The sequence below is a fragment of the Rhodococcus sp. DN22 genome, from assembly GCF_036669995.1.
GTDB classification, from domain to species: Bacteria; Actinomycetota; Actinomycetes; order Mycobacteriales; family Mycobacteriaceae; genus Rhodococcus_F; species Rhodococcus_F erythropolis.
Genome location: NZ_CP133326.1, coordinates 1,749,721 through 1,772,127 on the forward strand (window position 1 = coordinate 1,749,721; position 22,407 = coordinate 1,772,127).

Consider the following 22,407-nt stretch of genomic DNA (forward strand, 5'->3'; position numbering starts at 1 on the left):
CTCGGCCAACAACAGATGAACGACGAACCAACGCCGTCCACCTGGCGGATTACGCGGGCGGGAACGTCCGAACCCGCCGTAACCGACACTTCGCGCGAACGTACGATTGCGCCGTGAGTGTCGTGATTGCAGTGCTGCTGGTCGTGGTCGCCGGCTTGGTCGGTTACCTCGTCGGCGGGGTGCTGGTGCCCAGGCTGTCGTCGCGCCAGAGTCAGCGCTCGGACGAACAGACCGGGCTGACGATGTCTCAGGTTCTCGACCTCATCGTGTTGGCTTCGGAAAGCGGTATCGCCGTCGTCGACGGTTTCCACGACGTCGTGCTCTTCAACCCTCGCGCCGAGGAACTCGGCCTCGTCAAGAATCGTCTGGTCGACGAGCGAGCCTGGCGTGCTGCTCAGGAAGTTCTACGGACGGGCCAAGCCGTCGAGGTCGATCTGACGGCGCAGACCGCTCAGCGCGGCCGCGACAAGATCGCGGTACGTGGCACGGCCCGGTTGCTCAGCAAGGACGATCGCAATTTCGTGGTCCTGTTCGCCGACGACGATTCCGAGCAGGTCCGCATGGAGGCGACGCGACGCGATTTCGTCGCGAACGTCAGCCACGAACTGAAGACGCCGGTCGGTGCGATGAGTTTGCTCGCGGAGGCACTGCTCGAATCTGCTGACGACCCGGAATCGGTGCGGCACTTCGGCGAACGGGTGCTGGGCGAGTCGATTCGTCTGGGCAAGATGGTCACCGAGTTGATCGCACTCTCGCGCCTCCAGGGCGCCGAGAAGCTGCCGGATCTCGACGTGGTCGACGTCGACACCGTGGTGTCCGAGGCGCTGTCGAGGTCGAATCTGTCGGCCGAGGCCGCCGGGATCACCGTCACCACCGACCATCCGAGTGGGCTGGAAGTGCTCGGGGATCAGACTCTCCTCGTCACAGCATTGTCCAACCTCATCGAGAACGCTATTGCATACTCGCCCAAGGGTTCTCCGGTGTCCGTCAGTCGGTCGGTACGCGGTGACAATGTCGCGATCGCAGTCACCGATCGAGGAGAAGGTATCGCGAAAGCGGACCAGGAGCGAGTGTTCGAGAGATTCTTCCGCGTGGACAAGGCGCGGTCACGGCAGACCGGCGGAACCGGTCTGGGGCTGGCGATCGTCAAACACGTCGCGGCCAATCACAACGGCTCCATCGAACTGTGGAGCAAACCGGGAACAGGGTCTACCTTCACGTTGCAGATACCGGCACACGTGGAGTCGGACGACGACATCGACTCTGACGACGCGGGAACCGCCGGTTCCACGCGGATCGGCAGACGAGAACAAGGCAGTAGAGAAAACGGCATGGAGGCCAAACGATGACGAGTGTGCTGATCGTGGAGGACGAGGAGTCCTTGGCGGACCCGCTGGCGTTCCTGCTCCGCAAGGAGGGCTTCGAGACCACCATCGTCAACGACGGACCGTCGGCGTTGGCGGAATTCGATCGCTCCGGAGCGGACATCGTCCTGCTCGACCTCATGCTGCCCGGCATGAGTGGCACGGACGTCTGCAAGGCGCTGCGGTCGCGCTCCGGCGTTCCCGTCATCATGGTGACGGCGCGTGACAGTGAGATCGACAAGGTCGTCGGCCTGGAACTCGGCGCGGACGACTATGTGACCAAACCGTATTCGGCGCGCGAGCTGATTGCCCGCATCCGTGCGGTGCTGCGTCGCGGGGTGGAGAACGAGGCGGATCTCGCCTCCGACAACGGGGTGCTCGAGGCCGGACCGGTACGGATGGACGTCGAGCGTCACGTCGTGCAGGTCGCCGGTAACCCGGTGACGTTGCCGCTCAAGGAGTTCGACCTCCTCGAGTACCTGCTCCGCAACTCCGGTCGGGTGCTGACCCGTGGACAGTTGATCGACCGCGTCTGGGGCGCCGACTACGTCGGTGACACCAAAACCCTTGACGTACACGTGAAGCGGTTGCGTTCGAAGATCGAATCGGATCCGGCCAAGCCCGAACACCTGGTCACGGTCCGCGGATTGGGCTACAAGCTCGAAGCGTGATCGAACCTCGAGACGAATTCAGCCGCCCACACGATCGTGTGAGCGGCTGAATTCTTTTTGTCTACGTGGAGTCAGCCCTGAGCTTTGTTCTGAGCGATCGTGGTCGCCGGATGGACTGCTATGAGGCCGAGGCCGGCGCGACGCCTGCAGAGGCGAGCCAGCTCGTCGTACGCACGCTTTCCGAGAAGCTCTGTCAGTTCCGGCCCGTAGGACTGCCAGACCTGCCGCTCCCCGACATGAGCGTCGGGGGAGCCGGAGCAGTACCAGGCGAGGTCGTCGCCGCCCTCACCCCAGCCGCGGCGGTCGTACTCGGTGATCGTGGTCTTGAGGATCTGAACGCCGTCCGGCCGGTCGACCCAGTCCTGGGTGCGGCGGATGGGTAGCTGCCAGCACACGTCCGGCTTCACCTCGAGCGGCTCGATGCCCTTCTTGAGCGCCATGGAATGCAGTGCGCAGCCCTCACCGCCGGCAAAACCCGGCCGGTTGAGGAAGATGCACGCTCCTTTGTAGCGGCGGGTGCGCAGCGCGGGCTCGTCCTCGAGGTCGTCTTCTTCGACGTAGCCCTTCTTGCCGAGACCCTTTTCCATGAACTGCCAGTCTTCGGCTGTGAGCATTTTCACTGACGCATCGAGCTTGTCCTGATCCTCCTGATCGGAGAGGAAAGCGCCGTGCGAGCAGCAGCCGTCGTCCGGGCGGTCGCCGATGATGCCCTGACACGCCGGCGTGCCGAACACGCAGGTCCAATGCGAGAGCAACCACGTCATATCAGCGGAAATGAGGTGCTCGGAGTTGTCCGGATCGACAAATTCGACCCATTCGCGCGGGAAATCGAGATCGACCTCGGGGCTCGGAGTCATCTTGTGGGACCGGTCTGGGTTACCTGCTGTCACAAGGGCCGACGGTAGACCCAGTAACGTGGCGATGTGCGACTAGGGGTACTCGACGTCGGAAGCAATACCGTCCATCTATTGGTTGTGGACGCCCATCGGGGCGGCCACCCAACACCCATGAGCTCGACCAAGTCCACGTTGAGGCTGGCAGAAAACACCGACGACCGCGGCGATATCACCACGTCAGGGGCCGATCGCTTGGTGTCGACGGTCTCCGAATTCGCCGGTATCGCCAAGACGTCCGGGTGCGAGGAAATGATGGCTTTTGCCACTTCCGCCGTCCGTGACGCCAACAATTCCGAAGCTGTGCTCGCCCGCGTCCGCGCCGAGACCGGAGTCAATCTCGAGGTTCTCTCCGGGGTCGACGAAGCCCGCCTGACCTTTCTGGCCGTGCGCCGCTGGTACGGCTGGAGCGCCGGACGCATCCTGAACCTGGACATCGGCGGCGGCTCGCTCGAACTCACCGCAGGCGGTGACGAGGATCCGGACGTCGCCTTCTCACTGCAACTCGGTGCGGGACGGTTGACGCGCGACTGGCTACAGGCCGATCCGCCGGGCAAGCGCCGGGTCGCTGTATTGCGCGACTGGCTGGACGCGGAGTTGGTCGGACCAGCCAAGAAACTGCGCGCCGCCGGCGACTGGGACCGCACGGTCGGGACCTCGAAGACCTTCCGATCGTTGGCTCGGCTCACCGGCGCGGCCCCTTCTGCCGCAGGCCCCCGGGCAAAACGGACCCTGACTTCCAGCGGACTCAGGCAACTCATAGCCTTCATATCCAGGATGACGGCAGCGGACCGTGCAGAATTGGAAGGAGTGAGCTCGGATCGGTCACAGCAGATTGTGGCCGGCGCGCTCATCGCAGAGGCAACCATGCGGGCGCTCGGAGTGGACGAACTGGAAATTTGTCCCTGGGCACTGCGTGAGGGTCTGATTCTGCGAAAGCTCGACACAGAAATGGGCGGTGAATTGGTGGTGAGTGCTTGATGACCGAGGACAGTCAGCAGATTTCCGTAGCGGAACTGCTCAAGCGGAACGGTCAGAGCGTCGAATCCCGAGGTGGACGACGCCGGCGCGGCGTAGCCGGTGGCATCTCCGTCGCCGAACTGACGGGTGAGATCCCGATCGTTCGCCAGTCGGGATCGCGCGCGGCCGCCGAGCCAGAGTCGGCCGAACCAGCAGCCCAGCCTGAAGCAGCTGCGCCAGAAAACGCTGCACCTTCTGCGCCGGCCGAGGCTGTCGCGGAAACCGCCAAGTCAGCCGAACCGGCACCGAAGGTTCCCGCCGACCGCACCGCAGCCTTCGCCGTCTCGTTCGACGACGACGACGATGACGAGCCGCAGGCACCCAAGGTCGAGTCGAAGCCGGTTGCCACACCGCCGGTCACCACTCCGAAGCCGACTTCCACGCCATCGCCGGGACAGACCTCGAAGTCCTCGCCCGGACAGTGGGTGAGCCGGGCACCGCTCAACTCCTCGTCACCGACGCAGGTAACGCAGGAACCAGCACTGCTGTCGGGTCAGACCCTGGCGGGCGACCTGATGCGTCAGGAGCGCGCTGCAACGCAGTCGCCGTCGTTGCGTCCGCCGATCCTGCCGCCGCGTGTCCCCACTCCTGTCGTGAAGGCACCTGCCCCGACTGCTCCTGCTCCGGCTGCGCCGGAAGAGAGCACCGAACTGATCGACAAGATCGCAGACGCGGATGCCGGCGAGGCCGAATCGACCGCCGTTGTCGATCTGGTCAAGGCGCCGGCTGTCGATGACAGTGCAAAAAAGTCCAGTGCCGCCGCGGAGTCCGATGTCGAAGCCGAACCGGCAGCGGAAGAGGCAGGCGAGCGTAACTCGATCCGTGAATGGGCAGTGCTTGCCGGTCAGGTGGTTGTTGCACTGATCGTCGGCGGCGCGATGTTCAAGGGCTTCGAGAAGCTGTGGGACATGCTGCCGTGGGTGGCGTTGGTGCTCGCGTTGATCGTGATCGTCGGCTTGGTGGCCGTCGTGCGGGTTCTGCGCAAGACGGACGACATCACGAGTTTCGTGATCGCGGTGGTCGTCGGCATGATCGTGACGCTCGGTCCACTGGCGTTCTTGTTGACCTCGGGTTGATCGGACGATGATCGGGGGATCGCAGCGCATGGTTCGTCGGCCGATAGCCGTCGGCTTGTCGACGGCCTCGGTATATCCGGAGAACACGGAAGCAGCATTTCGCTACGCCGCTGATCTCGGATACGACGGTGTCGAACTGATGGTGTGGGCCGAATCCGTGAGTCAGGACATCGGTGCTGTGGCTGCCCTCGTTCGCAAGTATGCGATTCCGGTGCAGGCCGTGCATGCGCCGTGTCTGCTGATTTCGCAGCGCGTGTGGGGTTCCGATCCGGTCGAGAAGCTCGAGCGTTCGGTACGCACTGCCGAAACCTTGGGAGCGACGACGGTGGTCGTCCACCCGCCGTTCCGGTGGCAGCGCAAGTACGCCGAAGGCTTCGCGGAACAGGTTGTCGATCTCGAATCGAAGAGCAGCGTCGTGGTGGCGGTGGAGAACATGTTCCCCATGCGCGCCGACAGCTTCTTCGGCGGCAAGGACAAGTCTGCGGAGCGTCTGCGTAAACGTGGCGGTCCGGGGGCAGCGTTGTCCGCGTTCAGTCCGTCGTACGACCCGACCGATTCCGATCACGCTCACTACACACTCGACCTGTCGCACACCGCGACGGCGGGCATGGATGCCTTGGAGTTGGCCTCCCGTATGGGCAAGGGGCTCGAGCACCTGCACCTGGCCGACGGTCGCGGGGCGTCGATGGACGAGCACCTGATTCCGGGGCATGGCTCACAGCCGTGCGCGGAGTTGTGTCAGCAATTGGCTGCGAGCGAATTCAGCGGCCAGGCTGTCATCGAGATCAACACGCAGAACGCGCGCACCCGGCGGGAGCGGTCGTCGATGCTGGCGCAGGCGCTCGCGTTTGCACGCGAGCACCTGGCACGCTCAGCGGTGGCCGGCAAGTAGCGCAGCTTCGAACTGCGCGCGAACCTTCTCGACGTGTGCGTCGAGGTCTTTGGTCTCCCAGCCTTCGGTCGAGATGGGATCGAGCACCGAGACATAGACCGGGCCTGGATGGGCGACAAGCGAATTGCGCCACATCCGTTCACCCGCGTTGTGAATCACCACGGGCACGATCGGCACACCGGCTTGGATCGCCAAGTGGAATCCGCCCTTCTTGAAAGGGCCCAGGCGTGGCGTCGGAGAACGGGTGCCCTCCGGAGCTATGACTATCGAGACACCATTCTTCAGCTTGTCGACTGCCGGTTGTAGCGCAGCCTTCGCTTTTGTGGTGTCGGTGCGGTCGATGTAGGCGACGTCGAGCAGTGCACCGACGGGCATGAACCGCGGATCGCTTGCCGCTTCCTTCTTTGCGACGCCGGTCACGTCACGCTTGATCACAGTTCCCAGGACCAACATGTCCAGGGAACTCTGATGGTTGAACATGAACACCGCCGGGCGGTGGTCCCACACGTTGTGCTCGCCGTCGATCTCGACGTCGATGCCGAGCAGTGAGAGCGAGATGTCGGGGCCGTAGGTGCCGACCAGGTTCGCACCCAGTTGACGGTTGCCGGTGACGATGCCCGCCGACGCGCCGAGGGCGGCGGTGGCAGCAAGCGCGCCCATGGCGGTTGCCGTTCGGATCGTCGAGATCGGCGTTGCGCCGCGTTGCGGTTTACGCAGGCTGACCGAAGGCCAGTGATTGCGCAACGCGATCTTGGCCAGACCACGATCGGGATTCAACGCGACAGGTCGCCCGACGGCCTCGAGCATGAAGACGTCTTCGACACCGTTGGAGTACGCAAACGCGTTCTTCAAGTCGGCGCCCATCTTCTCGGCATAGCCCGCAAGGGCATTGGCCTTGGCCGGCCCCCACAGAGCGGGCGAGGACAGTTCGCCGGTGAGCATGCCGTCGACGACTTCGGGCTCGGTGCACAGCACGTCTTCGATGTCGAGATCTTCGGCGACGTACTTGGCCTGGAACGGAGTCGCCGACGTGGCCATCACGATCGTGTGGCCTGCTCGCCGGTGCGCCGCCAGTAGCCCACGGGCTTCCGGGTAGATCATCGCGGCGATCTCCTGCTTGAACAGCCGCCGCCCCCAGTCGTTGAGTTCCTCGACGGTACGGCCTCCCAGGGCGCGAACGCCGATGTCCATCAGCGCTCCGACATCAGCGCCACGGAACTGGGTGTCGATCGCGGCGCCGGTGGTGCGCAACAATTCGCCGACGCTGATATCCAAGCGTCGCAGGCGGTCTCGGTACACAACGCTGGCCGAGTACCCGCTGATCAACGTGCCGTCGAGGTCGAAGGCGGCGATCGTTCCGGGCCCGGGAGGCGCGGCTTCGATGGCGGAGTGCAGACGCTCGAGTCCGGTCACAGTCCTACTTCCTCGTTCTCGGCGGGCGCTCGGTTTGCTTCTGGAATGGTCACTACTGCTGCGGCGTCGGGCACGGGCATTGCCACCTGATCGAGCCGTGCATGCGCGAGTGCTCGGATATGGCGCAGACGTTCGACCTGGACCTTGATCTCCGCGGCAAACGCCAGGCGCCTGGCCCGGACTCCGTCGTCGTCGACTTCGATCAAGTTGCGGTTGCGCGCCAAATTCAGTGCAGTGGCGAACAACTCACCGGAGACCGATTCGTTGCTGGCGATCTGCTGCCGCAGGCGACGCTGATGTGCGACGTCGATGCAGTTGCTGATGAAGGACTTTTCGTCGAACGACGTCGAAATCGGCGCGAGCACAAGCTGATCGGCGACAACCTGGTAGGCCTCGAGGAACGGTTGCAGCACTCGGTGCGCGAGGTACGGCCGCACCGTCTCGATCATGTGCTCGGTTCGTTTGTCGGCGGCCATGACGGTTTCCCACTCGGGATCGATCAGGGTCAGCTCGGTTCGCATCTCCTGCTCGAACGTGTCCCGGTCGCTGAAGAAGAACTCGAACTTCATCAGGTCGCGGATGCGCTTGGCCTCGGCCCAACCGTCTCCGACGGGATCCTCGAACCGCTCTTCGACGGCTGCCTGGAGCACGAGTTCGGTGATGGCACGCACGACGAGAAAGTGAATTGTGTTGTTGCGGTAGAAGGCAGCAACAAGATGCTGGTCCTTGCCGAGGTAGAAGACCTGCTCGCCGCCGCGATCGAAGCGCTCGAGCACGCCGGAATCGACGTGTGTCTGCAGGGCCTTCTCGATGACACGCGGATCGGACAGTTCGACGTCGCCGGCGATCGGAAGATTACGCGCGGTGATGTATCCGAACAGCGGCGTGAGAATCGCGGTGAGTTCACGAACTGTCAACGCCCGGTCTTCGATTCCGAGGAACGCCAACATCGCCAGTGAAGACACGGTCACCGGTGTGACCTCGTTGATGCGGTGACACACCTCGATGCCGGCCTTTTGAATGGCGAGGCGCTGATCGGTTTCCTGGCTGAGTGCGTCCGCGAGTGAGAGCGGCCGTCCGATGGTCACGTGCGCGACGCCGTTGCGTTTTCCCTGTGCGCGTACGTAACCCACCATCCAGCGCAGGCCTTCCGGTGTCTTCTCGGCGCCGAGTGCCTCGGCAGCCATTGCCCCGACCTCGTAGAGCTGGTCGTAGCTCAGCGCGACGGGGACGAGGTACACGTCGGATGCGCCGCTGACCTGAAAGGCCTTGGTCAGGTAGGTCAGGAGACCGAAGCGCGGTGGGCGTAGTTTGCCGGTACGCCCGCGTCCACCTTCGATGTACCACTCCAGATTGAAGCGTTTGGTGAGCAGGTAGCGCATGTACTCGTGCATCGACCATTTGTAGACCTCGTCGTTGCCGATGCTTCGACGAATGAAAACGGTGCCGCTGCGCTTGAGGATCGAGCCCATGGGCCAGAAGCTGATGTTGAGGCCGCCCATGACGTGATTGAGCGGCAAGCCGTTCGCGATCAACGCCGGACGCAGGACGAGGGGATCGAGGTACGAACGGTGACTGGGGAGGAAGACCAGTGAGTGTTCCTTGTTCAGCTCACGGAGTTCCTCGAAGCGGCTCGTGTCCACGTCCAGCTTGTAGGCGCGAGCGAAGTAGCGGCCCAGGCGATCCCACACCGCGATTGCTTGGCGACTCTGGGTGGCAACCATTTCTTCGAGAGCTTCACGGGCGCGGCGGTCGACTTCGGCGACGGCGATGTTCAACCGGTCGGCCAAAGCCATCACCTCGGTGGTGAACCGGCGGGTGTCGGTGATCTCGTCGACGACGAACCGCGACACCTTGTACTGGCCACCCAGAAGGCCCAATTCGGCGCGCTCGAGTGCGAGGGCGGCCTGCCGTCGGATGAACTCGGGTAGTGAACCGCCACCGCTCTTTTCGAGGCGACGCTCGAGATCGCTCAGTGGTGCTGGTTCACCTTCGATGACCTGGCACCGTGAAGGGTCGGTGCGCAGGGTTCTGCGTTGCGCACCGCGTCCGGGGTGGAGGGGATCGCGCGGTGCCAGCGCATCACGCAGTCGCACCGCGACGTTGTGTTTGGTATGAGTGTCCGGAATCCACACCACTCGAAGCGGTGCGAGCATCGGGTCGTCGGTCCGAGCCGCCAGTTCTGCAAGGGTCTTGTCGGTGATGTTCACGGTGACCGGCCGGGTTTCGGATGAGGTTGCCTTGTCGGCAAGCCACTTTCGCAGCACGCCGGCTTCGGCCTCCGTCATGGTTTCGGTGAGGTACACGCGCGGGTTGGTCGTGTTCTCGCTCATGACTCACGCACCTTCCGTTGGGACTCCGAGAGCCACGATCTCGTCCAGGCTCTCCTGCAAGCACTGCATCAGCAGCGCGGGCTTCGTGATCGCGGCGGTGTCGAGATTGATTCCGATGCAGCACACCCCGACGTGGGAGACCAGTGTCGCCATCGCCGCGCAACCGGGCGCCGGGCCGAATGGGAACATCCGCTCGATCTTCGCTCCGGCGAGATAGACCGGTACCGGTACGCCGGCGACGTTGCTAGCCTGCAGGTCCAGTCCTGTCGACTGGGACAGATACCAGTTCGCGAGTAGATAGTTCGGCAGGCGAGCGAGGATCGGGGCGGCGACGTCGATAGCGTCCAACGCGGGTTCTTCACGCAGACTCAGAACGATCTCTCGCACCTGCCTGATGCGTTTGGCCGGATCCGTTTCGGCGACCGGGCCGTTGAAGCGAACGGCTGCAAACCGGTTGCCGCCGTTGGCATCCGCGCCCGTGCGCATGCTGATCGGCATACCCATCGGGATGCTCTCGACGGATTGTCCGAAGGCTTCGTGGTAGCGATGGAAGCCGCCGAGCAAAGCGGCGACGTAAGCGTCGTTGAGTGAGCCGCCGGCAGCTTTTGCGCCGGCCTTGAGCTCGGGAACACCCACTTCGAGAGTGCCGAACCACCGTCCGAGACCACGATCGTGGAGCAGAGGGGAACCGGAACGAGCTGGGGGAGTGACGATCTTGCGGAGTGAATTGGCGTACCCGAGGACCTCGGAAGCCGTGCTGAACGGACTCGAGATCGCCGTGGTCGCAACATTGGTGGCGCCGCGAACCAGCTTGGCGATACGGGATGGCGCACGCCGGATCTCGCTGACGACCTCCTCGCCGAATGCACCTACCGACGACAGGTGCTCCGGAGCCGGCGGTGTGCGGTCGGGCTTGTTCGGAGTGGGATCCGGGCGCCTGCTGTGCAGCAGCGTCATCATCTGGATGCCGCCCATGCCGTCGGTGATGGAGTGGTGAGTCTTGACCACGAACACGGCACGACCGTCGTCGAGACCTTCGATGAGCAGCGCGCTCCACGGCGGCCGAGCCTTGTCGAAAGGTTCGGTCGCAAGGTGACGGCACATGCGCAGCGCGTGATCGAAGTCCGCCGGTGCGGGCAAGCGGACGCGTCGTAGGTGGTAGCCGATGTCGAACTCGGGATCAACCGACCACACCGGATTGCCCAGTTGCATTGCCGGTTCCACCGCGCGCATACGAATACGCGGAACCACGTGCGATGCCCACTCGACTGCGTCGAGAAGTCGATCCCAATCCGGAGCTCGATCGAGAACCTCTACCGCAACGATCGGTGAGCGCAGTTGCGGCTGCGCCTCTTCCATCCGCCACATTCCCGTCTCGAAGTCGGACATCGTGCGGTTCGCCCCCCAGGCAACCGCGGAAAGGTCGACGTCGACCGCGCTCGGAGGAACAAATGGATTGCTGTTGGCCATACGTCAAGAACTCCCTCGGTCTGCGGATCCACCCCGCGCATCTCTGCTTCTAAGTGTGGACCCGTGACAGTGGGCGCGTCCCGGTTTCGGTGTCAGCCGACAGGTGTGACGTTCGTCAGTTAAGGGCTAATCGGACATGCCTCGAAATTCGACCAGCGTTCACGAAGTGACGCCGACGGCTTTCAGAGCTATCTCGCGGTAGAGAACGCTGACTTCGCGCGGAGTCTGCGGTCCGTCGAGTCGATACCAGAGGACGACGGACTGACACATGCCCAGCAGTGCGCGGCCCGTTCCGGTGATGTCCGGGACCGTGAACTCACCGCTGTCGACGCCTGCCGTCAAAACGTCGACGAGTAGATTCTCGAGCTTCTTTCGTTTGGCGGCGTAGCTCTTTCGTTCGGCGTCCTCGAGGTACCGCAGTTCGGAATCGAGGAACGCGATGTCGGAGCGACTGGTCATGTGCAGAACACACGCCTCGACGAGATTGCCGAACTGTGCCGTCGGCGACGGTCCGGCAGCGTCGACCGCAGCGCTCGCGCGTGCGGTGACGTTCTCGATGCCCGGTTCCATCAGCGCGACGAGGATGCCTTGTTTGTTGCCGTGGTGGTAGTACAGCGTCGGCACGGTGACACCGGCACGTTTTGCGATGTCACGAACCGACGCTCCGTGGTAACCGAGTTCGTGGAACACCTCGAGTGCGGCGGTGAGCAGGGGAGTCAGCGTCAGTGGTTCGACGATGCGCCACTGTTCGTCGGGTTGAGCCCCCGACTGCAAATCCGTCATTCCGCCTGTTCGCTCCGTTCGGAAATTTCTGGTGGTGTGCGCAGAGAAGGTTCAACCCTAGCGCAAGGCATGTCCTGCCTACTGATGCTCGGCCACCATTGGATAGCATCACTATCCAGTGGTGGCCCGAGCGAGTTGGACGGAGGAGCGGTGAAGGTTTCCGAATTGGCCGCACAGTCCGGCGTTGCGTTGGCCACGATCAAGTACTACCTCCGTGAAGGTCTGCTGATGCCTGGTGAGCCGACCAGCGCGACGGGAGCGAGGTACGGCGAACAGCACGTCCGGCGACTCGCGTTGATCAGGGCGCTGGCCGGGGCGGGACTCGCGATTCCACGGATTCGTGCGGTGCTCGAATTGGTGGACAGTGACGAGCGATCCGAATTCGAGACTTTCGGTCGCGCGATCGCGCAACTACCGCCCTACGTCGATCCGGTGCCGGATCAACAGTTCCCCAGAGCTCGCAAGGTTCTGGAGTTTCTCGGTCAGGTCTACGAGCCGAGGTACGTGGCGGTTGCTCACCTCGAGCGTGCACTGATCGGTCTCGAGGATGCCGGACTGAGCCTCTCGGACGAGCGATTGCGCGCCTACGGCGACCACATCCGAGGAATTGCCGAAGTGGAAATCGAGCTGATGCCCACCAGCACGACGAAGGAGGGCGTTCGCCATGCCGCTTCGACCGAGGACGGCATTCGCTATGCAGTCCTCGGAACCGCCATGTACGAACCTGTCCTGACAGCTTTGCGACGCCTGGCGCACCAAGACTTGGCCGCACGACATTTCCCGCAACACCGAGAAAGCACCGAACAGGAAAATCGATGAGCACCAGTCCCTTTCAAGATCTCAATCGCCTCACCTCGCTCGGCGACGGGCGATACACCGCAACGATCGATCCGATCTGGACCATCGGGCCGAAAGTGCACGGCGGCTCCATGATGGCTGTGTGCGCCGCTGCCGCGCGTCAATGTCTGCGAGACGGCGCAGGTGAGAACGACTCGCTTCTGAAGATGCAGCCACTCGCGGTGAGCGCCAACTATCTGTCCGCCCCCGACCCCGGTGAAGTCGAATTGGAGGTGATCGTCCGAAAGCAGGGACGCCAGGTCGCGTTGTTCGACGTCGAGTTGAGCCAGGCGGGACGCAGCGCTGTTCGCGCGGCGGTCACGCTCGGATTCCCCGATGACGGCGACCCCACCTTCGTCACTGCCTCGTCGATCGACGACATGTCACCGGAACCGCCGGAGAGTGCGGTGGCCGTCATCGGCGATCACCCGATGGCGCAGGTCGTGCACGTCGGGCAGGGCTGCGACATGCGAATCGACACCACCTCGGCGCACTTCCTGACCGGCAGCCAAGGCGAGGCCGAGGTCAGGATGTGGGTTCGTCCTCGACCCGAGGACGAGAACGACATCGACACCGCTGTGCTGTTCGCGATCATGGCGGGCGACATCAGCGCGCCCGTGACGATGAACCGCGGCCTGTTCGGGTGGGCGCCGACCGTGCAGTTGACGACGTACCTGCGCCGACTGCCGACGCCGGGATGGCTTCGCGTGCGGGCAAGCTCGGATGTTCTGGGCAGCACGTGGTTCGAAGAGGATCATGCTGTTCTCGATTCGACGGGCGCAGTCGTCGTACAGAGCCGTCAATTGGCGATGATGCCCCGCTAGGGTCGATCGCTGCGGTCGTGGCAGGCTGTTCGCCATGACAAGAATTGCGATTATCGGTGGCGGCAAGATCGGCGAGGCGCTGATCTCCGGGCTGTTGCAGGCCGGCCACGCCATCAAGGATCTGGTTGTCGCCGAGCAGTATCAACCTCGCGCAGACGAATTGATCGCCGAATACTCCATCCGCGTCAGCACGATCGCCGACGCCGCCGAGGGCGCAGACGTCATCGTCATCGCGGTCAAGCCCGGCGACGTCGAATCGGCGCTCACCGCGTTGACGAAGGTCGATCTGGACGGCGACCTCGAGCAATTGATCGTTTCCCTTGCGGCGGGTATCCCGACCGGGTTCTTCGAAACGCGTCTGCCCGCAGGGTTCCCGGTCATCCGCGTCATGCCGAACACCCCCATGCTGGTTGGGGAGGGCGTGAGCGTTCTCTCGCCCGGACGGCACGTCAAGGCCGAGCATCTCGAGCTCGTACGCGGCATCCTCGGCAGCGTCGGCAAGGTGGTCACGGTTCCCGAATCACAGATCGACGCGGTCACAGCTGTCTCCGGTTCCGGCCCGGCCTACTTCTTCTTGGTTGCCGAAGCGATGATCGATGCGGGAGTCGGTCTCGGCCTGACGCGCCCGGTCGCTACCGAATTGGTGGTGCAGACAATGGTCGGCTCCGCAGCGATGCTCGATCGCACCGGCGACAGCGCGACGGATCTTCGCGCCGCGGTGACGTCACCGGGTGGAACGACGGCTGCGGCACTGCGTCAGCTCGAAGCGGGCGGCCTGCGGACGGCGTTCTTCGATGCCTTGGATGCCGCCAAGTCGCGCTCGGCCGCGATGGGTTCAGCTGCGGAATAGTCGTCCGTTTAGCCACACCCGTCGCTTTAACCCCACCAGTACAGCTAAGCTCGACTTAGTACGTACGTGTCTGTTCCGCCGGAGGGGAAGCCGGCGGCGCGAGTCGTGCTGGAGGTATGTGGATTAATGGTGTCTGCAAACAAGCCGTCCATGGGTTCGTCCCACGACGGAAAGCCGGCAGTGGCCGGCACGCAATTCCTCACTGTTGCTGAGGTAGCAACTTTGATGAGGGTGTCGAAAATGACTGTGTACCGGTTGGTACACAGTGGCGAATTGCCCGCTGTACGAGTGGGCCGTTCGTTCCGTGTACACGCGAAGGCGGTACACGATTACCTCGAAACCTCGTACTTCGATGCCGGCTGACCAGCCGGTTCGAAGAGGATGACCTCGGCGTGAGCCGAGTCGCGGGCACAGCGGTTGCTGTGCCGGAGGCTCGGTTTATGCCGAGTGAGACCACACCGGTACGATGAGTCACTGTCGTACCAGCAAGCTGGTGTCGTAAGGCGCTGAGCTAGTTAAAACGAGGGCCAGGCGCCAATTGCTTGGCGCAGGCGTACGTGACCGGCGTGCGCAGGAACGCTAGAGAAGAACGTGAGGGACACCCGCTATGGGTTCAGTGATCAAGAAGCGTCGCAAGCGCATGTCGAAGAAGAAGCACCGCAAGCTGCTTCGTCGTACCCGAGTACAGCGCAGGAAACTCGGTAAATAAGCAGTACCTGTTGATGCCCGCCGCCCCTTCCGGGGTGGCGGGCATCGATGTATTTCAGGGGAGGGGCGACGTATCTCAGGGGAGAGATGTGTCGGCCGTCTCATTGTCTGGGCGGTTTGTCTCGAATGGCCGAATTTTGGGTAGTCAGCGCGGGACCCCCTCTGCCCGTAAAGTGGGGGAAAATCGCGGGAGGAACGCTTCGGCAGAGCGCGTTTCTACTGGATATGGGGGTACTTGGTGGTTGAAGGTGACAACACTTCAGGGGGAACGGCGCCTCGCGTCGTACTGGTGACCGGGGCGAGCAGATTCCTCGGCGGCTACCTGGTTACCAGGCTTGCGCAGAATCCGTCGATCGAGCGTGTCATCGCCGTCGACGCCGTCAGTCCGAGCAAGGACATGATGCGCAGAATGGGCCGCGCGGAATTCGTGCGAGCGGACATCCGCAATCCACTGATCGGCAAAGTGATCCGAAACGCCGAGGTCGACACCGTCGTGCACGCGTCGACGCTTCAGAAAGCCCCCAAAGCCGGCAGTCGCGCCGCGATGAAGGACATGAACGTCATCGGCGCCATGCAACTGTTCGCGGTCTGCCAGAAAGCTCCGACGGTTCGCAAGGTGGTCCTGCGCTCGGCTTCGGTCGTCTACGGGTGCAGTGCCAAGGATCCAGCTCAGTTCACCGAAGAAATGAGTGCGCGCCGCCGGCCGCCGGGCGGATATGCCCGCGACAGCCTCGAGATCGAGGGATATCTTCGCGGGATGGGGCGTCGGCGTCCCGACATCTCGGTCGGGATTCTGCGGTTGGCGCCGTTGATCGGACCTCAGCTGACTGCAACTGTCGGGCACTACGTCACCGCCCCGCTCGTGCCGACCATCGTCGGGCGCAACGCGCGTCTGCAATTGCTCCACGTCGAGGATGCGCTCGCAGCGTTGGAGAAGGCGACCATCGGCCACGCCTCGGGTACGTACAACATCGCCGGCGACGGAGTGGTGATGATGTCGCAGGCGATCCGCCGGGCAGGCAGGGTGGAAGTTCCGATGCCGCTCGCTCTGTTCCGTAGTGTCGGGAGCGCGTTGGTGGGGTCCTCCATGAGGCTCTACACCGACGAGCAACTCGAGTATTTCCGGTTCGGCTGCGGACTCGACACCACTCGCATGCGCAGCGAGTTGGGTTTCGAGCCGCGATGGACCACCATGCAGGCACTCGACGATTTCATGCGTGCGATGCAGACGCGCCGGATCATCAAGTCCGAGTGGATCGATCGGGCAGAGAATGCGTTGACCACCATCCTCGGCGGTGACACTGCCGAGGCGAGCGTAAGTGCAGACGTGATGCACATGCCGTTGTCGGGACGAAGTGCGGTGAAGGGGTGACTGACGTGGCGAAGGTAATTCCCCTGCGGCCCAGCGCAACTCACACCGGAAAGTCGGAAGCTTCTCGTTCGCGTGAGTCCGTCACCGGCGCGGAGCGTGACGTCCGTGAACAAAGTCAGCGTCGGCATCCGTCCGGAGTGCCGTCGGCGGCCGACCATGGTGGTGAGAGCACGTTCGTCGATGCGGCCAGGTCGGCGATCGTCGACCAGATCGCCTCGGCAGCAGAATTTTTCCGACGTCGGGTGTCCGGCGACTACGAGGTCGACGAGTTCGGATTCGACCCGCATTTTGCGGACAACGTCGTCATGCCAATGCTGCGGCCGTTGTTCGAGAAATGGTTCCGCGTCGAGGTCAGTGGGATCGAGAACATTCCCCTCACCGGGGGAGCGTTGGTGGTTGCCAATCACGCCGGTGTCATCCCACTCGACGGGCTGATGACGTCGGTTGCCGTGCACGATCATCATCCGGCGCATCGTCCACTGCGAATGTTGGCTGCGGACATGGCTTTCGAAATGCCGGTGGTGGGCGGGCTGGCGCGCAAAGCCGGCCATACGTTGGCGTGCAACCCCGACGCCGAGCGTCTGCTCAACGACGGTGAAGTCGCGGCCGTGTTCCCGGAAGGATTCAAGGGCATCGGGAAACCGTTCAGTGAGCGGTACAAGTTGCAGCGGTTCGGGCGCGGTGGCTTCGTGTCGGCCGCAATGCGAACCGGTGTTCCGATCATTCCGTGCTCGATCGTGGGCTCGGAGGAGATCTATCCGAAGATCGGTGATCTCACCACACTCGCACGCGTTCTCGGTTTGCCGTATTTCCCGGTCACACCTTTGTTTCCGCACCTCGGGCCACTCGGCCTGGTTCCATTGCCGTCGAAGTGGTACATCGAGTTCGGAAAGCCGATCGTCACCGACACCTTCGAGAGCGGTGCAGCCGACGATCCGATGGTCCTGTTCGAGGTCACGGACCACGTCCGAGAAACGATTCAGCAGACGCTTTATCGGTTGTTGGCCAAGCGGCGCAACGTCTTTCTCGGCTGAGTTCGGTCCGGATCGCTTCTCGATCCGGACCGAACCCGCTCAGGCGTTCTGTTCTTTGCGCCTGGCGAGAATTGCCGCGAGCGCACCGCCGACTGCTCCGAGTACCAGCGCTGTGGGAACGCCGATTTTGGCGGCCTTTCGTCCGGTGCGGAAATCACGAACTTCCCAACCGCGGTTCTTCGCGAGTTCACGAAGGTCTGCGTCGGGGTTGATCGCCACCGGTGTCCCCACCAACGAGAGCATCGGTACGTCGTTGTGGCTGTCCGAGTAGGCGGAACAGCGCTTGAGATTGAGGCCTTCACGCACCGCCAACGTCCGTACGGCGTGCGCCTTGCCCATGCCGTGCAGGATGTCGCCGACGAGTCGGCCGGTGAAGACTCCGTCCTCACTTTCGGCGACGGTGCCCAAGGCGCCGGTCAATCCCAGTTTCTCAGCGATGACCTGGGCCAGTTCGACCGGAGTTGCCGTCACCAACCACACCTGTTGTCCGGCGTCGAGGTGCATCTGGGCCAACGCCCTCGTGCCTGGCCAGATCTTGTCGGCAATGACCTCGTCGTAGATCTCCTCGCCGAGGCGGGCGAGTTCGGCGGTGGATCGACCGGCCACGAAGGACAGTGCTTTCTCGCGGCCTTCGGCGACGTCGTCGCTACTTTCTCGGCCGGTGACTCGGAACTTGATCTGCTTCCACGCGAAATCCACCAGATCCGAGGTCTTGAGATACTTTCGTGCAGCGAGACCACGGGCGAAGTGGATGATCGACGCACCCTGCACCATGGTGTTGTCGACGTCGAAGAATGCGGCGGCCGTGAGGTCGCGCGGAACGGCCGGGGGCTCTTCGCCGGTTTCCGGTTCTGTGGGGTTGGCAGCTTCGTGCAATGCCAGAGCTGCATCAGCGCTCGCCTCGCCGGCGAGATTGGCTCGAACTTCCGACTCACTCGGGCCCAGCGGATTCTTTACATGGCGACGTCCGGGGAGAATGACCCCGGCAAGCCCTGATCCGAATCCGGAGCCGTTCGGTAGTGATCGCGCAGGCACCCGCACCTCCCGTGTTGCATTCTCGAGCAGAGAACTCTTCGAGTCAGCCTATCCTCCGCGATGAGGCCCGATGGGTTGGATGGTGACCTTCCCTGTGGTGTGTGACGTTCCTCTCCGCCGATTTGGTACCGAGTGGGGCTCCGGAGGCACACTCGACCGATCAAGTAGATGGCGTCCCAGTAGAAGAAAGGTATGCGTCGATGACTGCAGCTACGCATGAAGTGACCTTGTTGACACGCGCAGGATGCGCGTCCTGCGTCGGCGCGGCGGAGGTACTACGACGGGTCTGTTCCGAGTTCGAGCTGGAATTGACGTGCATCGACGTAGACGAAGCTGCCGCGACGGATCCAGAGCTGAGAGCGGAGTACGGAGACAGATTGCCGGTCATTCTTCTCGACGGACGCGAGCACGGTTACTGGGAAGTTGACGAAGAGCGCCTTCGTGACGATTTACGCAAGTAAGGCAACCCTCAAAGTTGTCCGCGGAGCCGCTTTGCAGGTGAACGGCACATCGAACCCGTCTCGAGCAACTTTGTGCATGGGTTCACAAGCGGTTACCGTGGTGTGAACATTCCCCCGGAGCATCGTGGAGGTCGACAGTCGTGTCGACCGGACGAGGAGCCAGCGACGTGACCGAACCGCACCAGACGCATGAGCCTGTGGCTCAGCGCGTCACCGGCGCTGCGGGCTCTTCTGTCACCGACGCTTCCAGCGCCTCGGTTACTGACCCGATCGCTCAGGATCGCGTCATCCCCCAGGCTACGGTGACGCGCTTGGCCGCATACCTGCGGGTCCTCGGAGTGATGTCCGACCGGGGTACCTCCATCGTCTCGAGCGAGGAACTTGCCCAGGCGTCCGGTGTCGGATCGGCGAAATTGCGCAAGGATCTGTCATTCCTCGGACCCAACGGCGTCCGCGGCGTCGGGTACGACGTCAACAGGCTCCGCATCCGCATCGAGCGTGCACTCGGACTCGATCGTGGGCACAAGGTCGTTCTCGTCGGAGTCGGAAACCTCGGCAAGGCGCTGGTCGGCTACGGCGGATTCAGCCGCCGCGGTTTCGAGATGGTCGGACTCTTCGACAGTGACGCAGATCGAATCGGAAGCAGAGTCGGGGATCTCGTCGTGCGCAGCACCGAGGAACTGACCATCGCCTGCCGTGAACTGAATGCGACCATCGGCGTCATCTCCACACCGGACGAGGCAGCTCAGGGCGTGTGCGACCAGTTCGTCAGCGCCGGGTTGCGCTGCATCATGAGTTTCTCGCCGATCGCCCTAGACGTTCCCGACCACGTGGAACTGCGACGCGTAGATCTAGCCGTCGAGATGCAGGTTCTCTCCTTCAACAGTGCGCGCAACGCCGATCAGGCATCCAGTGCGCCGCGAGTACGAGTGGCTCACGCCGCATCCGCTTCGTCAGTCCCATCCACCAGTTCACCCGCTCCGGTCGGAGCAGGTTCGACAAGAAACGGATCAGTGATCGCGCCGTGAGTGTTCTGCTTGTCGGGGTCTCGCATCGAACCGCGCCCGTCCCGGTGCTCGAGCGAGTAGCTGTCACCGACACCGATCGTCCGAAGCTGATCGACAAGCTTCTGGCGTCTTCGCACATCTCCGAAGCGATGATCGTCTCCACCTGTAACCGGGTGGAGGTCTACGCGGTGGTGGACGCGTTCCACGGTGCACTCACCGAGGTCGGTGAAATCCTCGCCGACCATTCGGGTCTCGACCTGACGGCGCTGCACGCTCACGCATACGTCCGCTACAGCGAAGCAGCGGTCGAACATCTCTTCGCCGTGGCCAGTGGCCTCGATTCGATGGTGATCGGCGAACAGCAGATTCTCGGCCAGATCCGTTCGGCCTACGCATCTTCGGATGCGCAGCAGGCCGCCGGACGCGTCGTCCACGAACTGGCTCAGCAGGCACTGCGCGTCGGCAAGCGAGTGCATTCCGAAACCGGAATCGACTCAGCCGGAGCATCAGTCGTATCCGTGGCTCTCGATCGTGCAGCGGGCATCATCGGTGAGGGCGGCCTCGTCGGCCGCACTGCCGTGGTTGTCGGAGCAGGCTCGATGGGCGGTCTGTCGGTTGCGCATCTCACTCGCGCCGGAATCGAACGCATCGTCGTCGTCAACCGGACACAGGAACGCGCCGAGCACCTGGCAGAGACGGCACGCTCCAACGGCGTCGACGCCGACGGTGTTGCCTTCGATCAGCTTTCGGCCGCGATGGCGCAGGCAGATGTCATGGTTACCTGTACCGGCGCGGTCGGGGCAGTGGTCACCCTGGCGGATGTGCACCGCGCACTCGCCGAGCCCGATCGCGACAACACCAAGCACCTGGTCATCTGCGACCTCGGGCTGCCGCGCGACATCGATCCCGCCGTCGCCGGCCTGCCGGGTGTCACCGTTCTCGACATGGAGACGCTGCAGCGTGATCCGGCGGCAGGCGCAGCCGCTTCCGACGCAGATGCCGCACGCACCATCGTCGCCGGCGAACTTGCGACCTACCTTGCCGGACAGCGCCTCGCCGAGGTCACTCCGACCGTGACGGCTTTGCGTCAGCGCGCCGCCGACGTCGTCGAAGCCGAACTGATGCGGCTCGATTCGCGTCTGCCCGGCCTGGACGATCCGCAGCGCGACGAGGTTGCACGCACCGTGCGACGCGTCGTGGACAAGCTTCTCCACGCCCCGACCGTGCGCGTCAAGCAACTCGCGTCGGCCCCCGGCGGCGACTCCTACGCAGCAGCGCTGCGCGAACTCTTCGAACTCAGCCCCGGATCTCCCGCGGCCGTGGCCACACCCACCGACCTGGTGGACGGCGACCGCACTGGAAGGGACCTGCAGGCATGAGCGTCACCACCCCTCGATCGGGGAGCCCGCTGCGGATCGGCACTCGCGGAAGTCTTCTCGCGACCACGCAGGCCGGTACCGTGCGCGATGCCCTCATTGCAGCGGGACATCCCGCCGAGTTGGTCATCATCAAGACCAAGGGCGACCAGTCCACCGATCCCGTCCAGAAGATCGGCGTCGGAGTGTTCACCGCAGAGCTTCGAGAAGCTTTGCTGGACAACCGCGTCGACGTTGCTGTGCATTCCTACAAGGACTTACCGACCGCGCAGGATCCGCGTTTCGTCATCGCGGCGATTCCGCCACGCGAAGATCCGCGTGACGCGCTCGTCGCCCGCGACGGTCTGGTCCTCGGGGAGCTTCCGGCCGGTTCCAAGGTGGGAACCTCCGCGCCGCGCCGCGTTTCGCAGCTCAAGGCACTCGGGCTCGGCCTCGACATCGTGCCGTTGCGGGGCAACCTGCAACGCCGTCTCGGCAAGGTCGAATCCGGTGAACTCGACGCCGTGATCCTCGCTCGCGCCGGCTTGTCCCGTATCGGTCTGCTCGATCTCATCACCGAGAACATCGAGCCCGTGCAGATGCTCCCCGCTCCGGCGCAGGGTGCTCTGGCCGTCGAATGCCTTTCTGCCAATGCGGAATTGGCGGCGATCCTGGCCGAGCACGATGACGCCGGTACCAGGGCGGCAGTCACTGCCGAGCGTGCACTTCTCGCCGAGCTGGAAGCGGGCTGCACCGCTCCGGTCGGAGCGATCGCGGAGATCGTCGAATCCCTCGACGACGACGGCAGAATCTTCGACGAACTGTCGGTACGCGGCTGCGCAGCCGCCATCGACGGTTCGGACGTCATCCGTACCGGCGCAGTGGGTGCGCCGGACAAGGCCGAGGAACTCGGCCGAGCGGTAGCGCGCGAGTTACTCGAACTCGGCGCCCGAGAGTTGATGAACGTGACTACAGGCGAGGCAGCCGATGTTTGACGCCCCACTTTGCA

At 63.6% G+C, this 22,407-nt stretch carries 22 protein-coding genes; 16 read left to right on the forward strand and 6 right to left on the reverse strand.

Translation table 11 applies throughout. The annotated features are described in order from the left end of the window. Nucleotides 1-113: 113 nt before the first annotated feature. Nucleotides 114-1,349 (forward strand): ATP-binding protein, encoded by a 1,236-nt coding sequence (locus RA302_RS08120; protein ID WP_019744391.1) that lies wholly within the window; start codon nt 114-116, stop codon nt 1,347-1,349. Then, nucleotides 1,346-2,035 (forward strand): response regulator transcription factor, encoded by a 690-nt coding sequence (locus tag RA302_RS08125; protein WP_003942020.1) that lies wholly within the window; start codon nt 1,346-1,348, stop codon nt 2,033-2,035. Before RA302_RS08120 ends, RA302_RS08125 begins: the two co-directional genes overlap by 4 nt. Nucleotides 2,036-2,106: 71 nt before the next feature. On the opposite strand, the gene RA302_RS08130 is transcribed toward RA302_RS08125, so the two are convergent. Continuing rightward, the gene (locus RA302_RS08130) at nt 2,107-2,892 is read right to left on the reverse strand and encodes a hypothetical protein (RefSeq protein WP_003941928.1); all 786 of its coding nucleotides are present in this window, start codon (nt 2,890-2,892) and stop codon (nt 2,107-2,109) included. A 66-nt stretch (nt 2,893-2,958) separates the two neighbouring features. Here RA302_RS08130 and RA302_RS08135 point away from each other — a divergent pair, with 66 nt between their 5' ends. The 3 genes from RA302_RS08135 to RA302_RS08145 are packed head-to-tail and all read left to right on the forward strand — an operon-like array spanning nt 2,959 to nt 5,916. Further along, entirely contained in the window at nt 2,959-3,909 is a 951-nt protein-coding gene (locus tag RA302_RS08135; protein ID WP_338480119.1) for a Ppx/GppA phosphatase family protein, read from the forward strand. Further along, complete coding sequence (locus RA302_RS08140; protein ID WP_338480121.1) at nt 3,909-5,024, forward strand: hypothetical protein; 1,116 nt, start codon at nt 3,909-3,911, stop codon at nt 5,022-5,024. The genes RA302_RS08135 and RA302_RS08140 overlap by 1 nt, the downstream gene beginning before the upstream one ends. A 7-nt stretch (nt 5,025-5,031) precedes the next feature. After that, nucleotides 5,032-5,916, forward strand: a complete 885-nt coding sequence (locus RA302_RS08145) for a sugar phosphate isomerase/epimerase (protein WP_019744388.1) — start codon at nt 5,032-5,034, stop codon at nt 5,914-5,916. On the opposite strand, the gene RA302_RS08150 is transcribed toward RA302_RS08145, so the two are convergent. The 4 genes from RA302_RS08150 to RA302_RS08165 form a co-directional block, all read right to left on the reverse strand. Further along, on the reverse strand, nt 5,896-7,329 hold the full coding sequence (locus tag RA302_RS08150) for an HAD-IB family hydrolase (RefSeq protein ID WP_003941905.1): 1,434 nt from the start codon (nt 7,327-7,329) through the stop codon (nt 5,896-5,898). The two genes, RA302_RS08145 and RA302_RS08150, sit on opposite strands and share 21 nt — an antisense overlap. Then, nucleotides 7,326-9,662: a glycerol-3-phosphate 1-O-acyltransferase gene (locus RA302_RS08155; protein ID WP_019744386.1), complete on the reverse strand. Its 2,337-nt coding sequence runs from the start codon at nt 9,660-9,662 to the stop codon at nt 7,326-7,328. Before RA302_RS08155 ends, RA302_RS08150 begins: the two co-directional genes overlap by 4 nt. A 3-nt stretch (nt 9,663-9,665) precedes the next feature. After that, the gene (locus tag RA302_RS08160) at nt 9,666-11,132 is read right to left on the reverse strand and encodes a wax ester/triacylglycerol synthase domain-containing protein (RefSeq protein ID WP_029254838.1); all 1,467 of its coding nucleotides are present in this window, start codon (nt 11,130-11,132) and stop codon (nt 9,666-9,668) included. 159 nt (nt 11,133-11,291) lie between these two features. Continuing rightward, nucleotides 11,292-11,915, reverse strand: a complete 624-nt coding sequence (locus RA302_RS08165) for a TetR/AcrR family transcriptional regulator (RefSeq protein ID WP_019744384.1) — start codon at nt 11,913-11,915, stop codon at nt 11,292-11,294. A gap of 150 nt (nt 11,916-12,065) precedes the next feature. Between RA302_RS08165 and RA302_RS08170 the strand changes: the two genes are divergently transcribed. The 7 genes from RA302_RS08170 to RA302_RS08200 all read left to right on the forward strand — a co-directional run bounded on the left by RA302_RS08170 (nt 12,066) and on the right by RA302_RS08200 (nt 17,540). Further along, on the forward strand, nt 12,066-12,734 hold the full coding sequence (locus RA302_RS08170) for a MerR family transcriptional regulator (RefSeq protein WP_029536759.1): 669 nt from the start codon (nt 12,066-12,068) through the stop codon (nt 12,732-12,734). Continuing rightward, nucleotides 12,731-13,576, forward strand: a complete 846-nt coding sequence (locus RA302_RS08175; protein WP_020906772.1) for a thioesterase family protein — start codon at nt 12,731-12,733, stop codon at nt 13,574-13,576. Before RA302_RS08170 ends, RA302_RS08175 begins: the two co-directional genes overlap by 4 nt. Before the next feature lie 34 nt (nt 13,577-13,610). Then, nucleotides 13,611-14,426, forward strand: coding sequence for a pyrroline-5-carboxylate reductase (proC, locus tag RA302_RS08180; RefSeq protein ID WP_019744381.1), 816 nt, complete (start codon nt 13,611-13,613; stop codon nt 14,424-14,426). 150 nt (nt 14,427-14,576) lie between these two features. Then, nucleotides 14,577-14,789: a helix-turn-helix domain-containing protein gene (locus RA302_RS08185; RefSeq protein ID WP_263284141.1), complete on the forward strand. Its 213-nt coding sequence runs from the start codon at nt 14,577-14,579 to the stop codon at nt 14,787-14,789. A 244-nt stretch (nt 14,790-15,033) separates the two neighbouring features. Further along, nucleotides 15,034-15,135: an AURKAIP1/COX24 domain-containing protein gene (locus RA302_RS08190; protein WP_003402602.1), complete on the forward strand. Its 102-nt coding sequence runs from the start codon at nt 15,034-15,036 to the stop codon at nt 15,133-15,135. 237 nt (nt 15,136-15,372) lie between these two features. Then, nucleotides 15,373-16,506: an NAD-dependent epimerase/dehydratase family protein gene (locus tag RA302_RS08195; protein ID WP_019744380.1), complete on the forward strand. Its 1,134-nt coding sequence runs from the start codon at nt 15,373-15,375 to the stop codon at nt 16,504-16,506. After that, nucleotides 16,503-17,540, forward strand: coding sequence for a lysophospholipid acyltransferase family protein (locus tag RA302_RS08200; protein ID WP_134999264.1), 1,038 nt, complete (start codon nt 16,503-16,505; stop codon nt 17,538-17,540). The genes RA302_RS08195 and RA302_RS08200 overlap by 4 nt, the downstream gene beginning before the upstream one ends. Nucleotides 17,541-17,579: 39 nt before the next feature. Here the strand turns inward: RA302_RS08200 and RA302_RS08205 are convergent, their stop codons facing one another. Further along, on the reverse strand, nt 17,580-18,575 hold the full coding sequence (locus tag RA302_RS08205) for an HAD-IB family hydrolase (RefSeq protein ID WP_020968932.1): 996 nt from the start codon (nt 18,573-18,575) through the stop codon (nt 17,580-17,582). 200 nt (nt 18,576-18,775) lie between these two features. Between RA302_RS08205 and RA302_RS08210 the strand changes: the two genes are divergently transcribed. From RA302_RS08210 to hemC, 4 genes are all read left to right on the forward strand, one after another. Next, complete coding sequence (locus RA302_RS08210; protein WP_003941953.1) at nt 18,776-19,036, forward strand: glutaredoxin family protein; 261 nt, start codon at nt 18,776-18,778, stop codon at nt 19,034-19,036. Between the two features lie 140 nt (nt 19,037-19,176). After that, on the forward strand, nt 19,177-20,064 hold the full coding sequence (locus RA302_RS08215) for a redox-sensing transcriptional repressor Rex (RefSeq protein WP_338480130.1): 888 nt from the start codon (nt 19,177-19,179) through the stop codon (nt 20,062-20,064). After that, entirely contained in the window at nt 20,061-21,422 is a 1,362-nt protein-coding gene (locus RA302_RS08220) for a glutamyl-tRNA reductase (protein ID WP_019744375.1), read from the forward strand. The genes RA302_RS08215 and RA302_RS08220 overlap by 4 nt, the downstream gene beginning before the upstream one ends. After that, a complete protein-coding gene (gene hemC, locus RA302_RS08225) occupies nt 21,419-22,393 on the forward strand; it encodes a hydroxymethylbilane synthase (RefSeq protein ID WP_019744374.1) in 975 nt (324 codons plus the stop codon). The genes RA302_RS08220 and hemC overlap by 4 nt, the downstream gene beginning before the upstream one ends. Nucleotides 22,394-22,407: the final 14 nt, after the last annotated feature.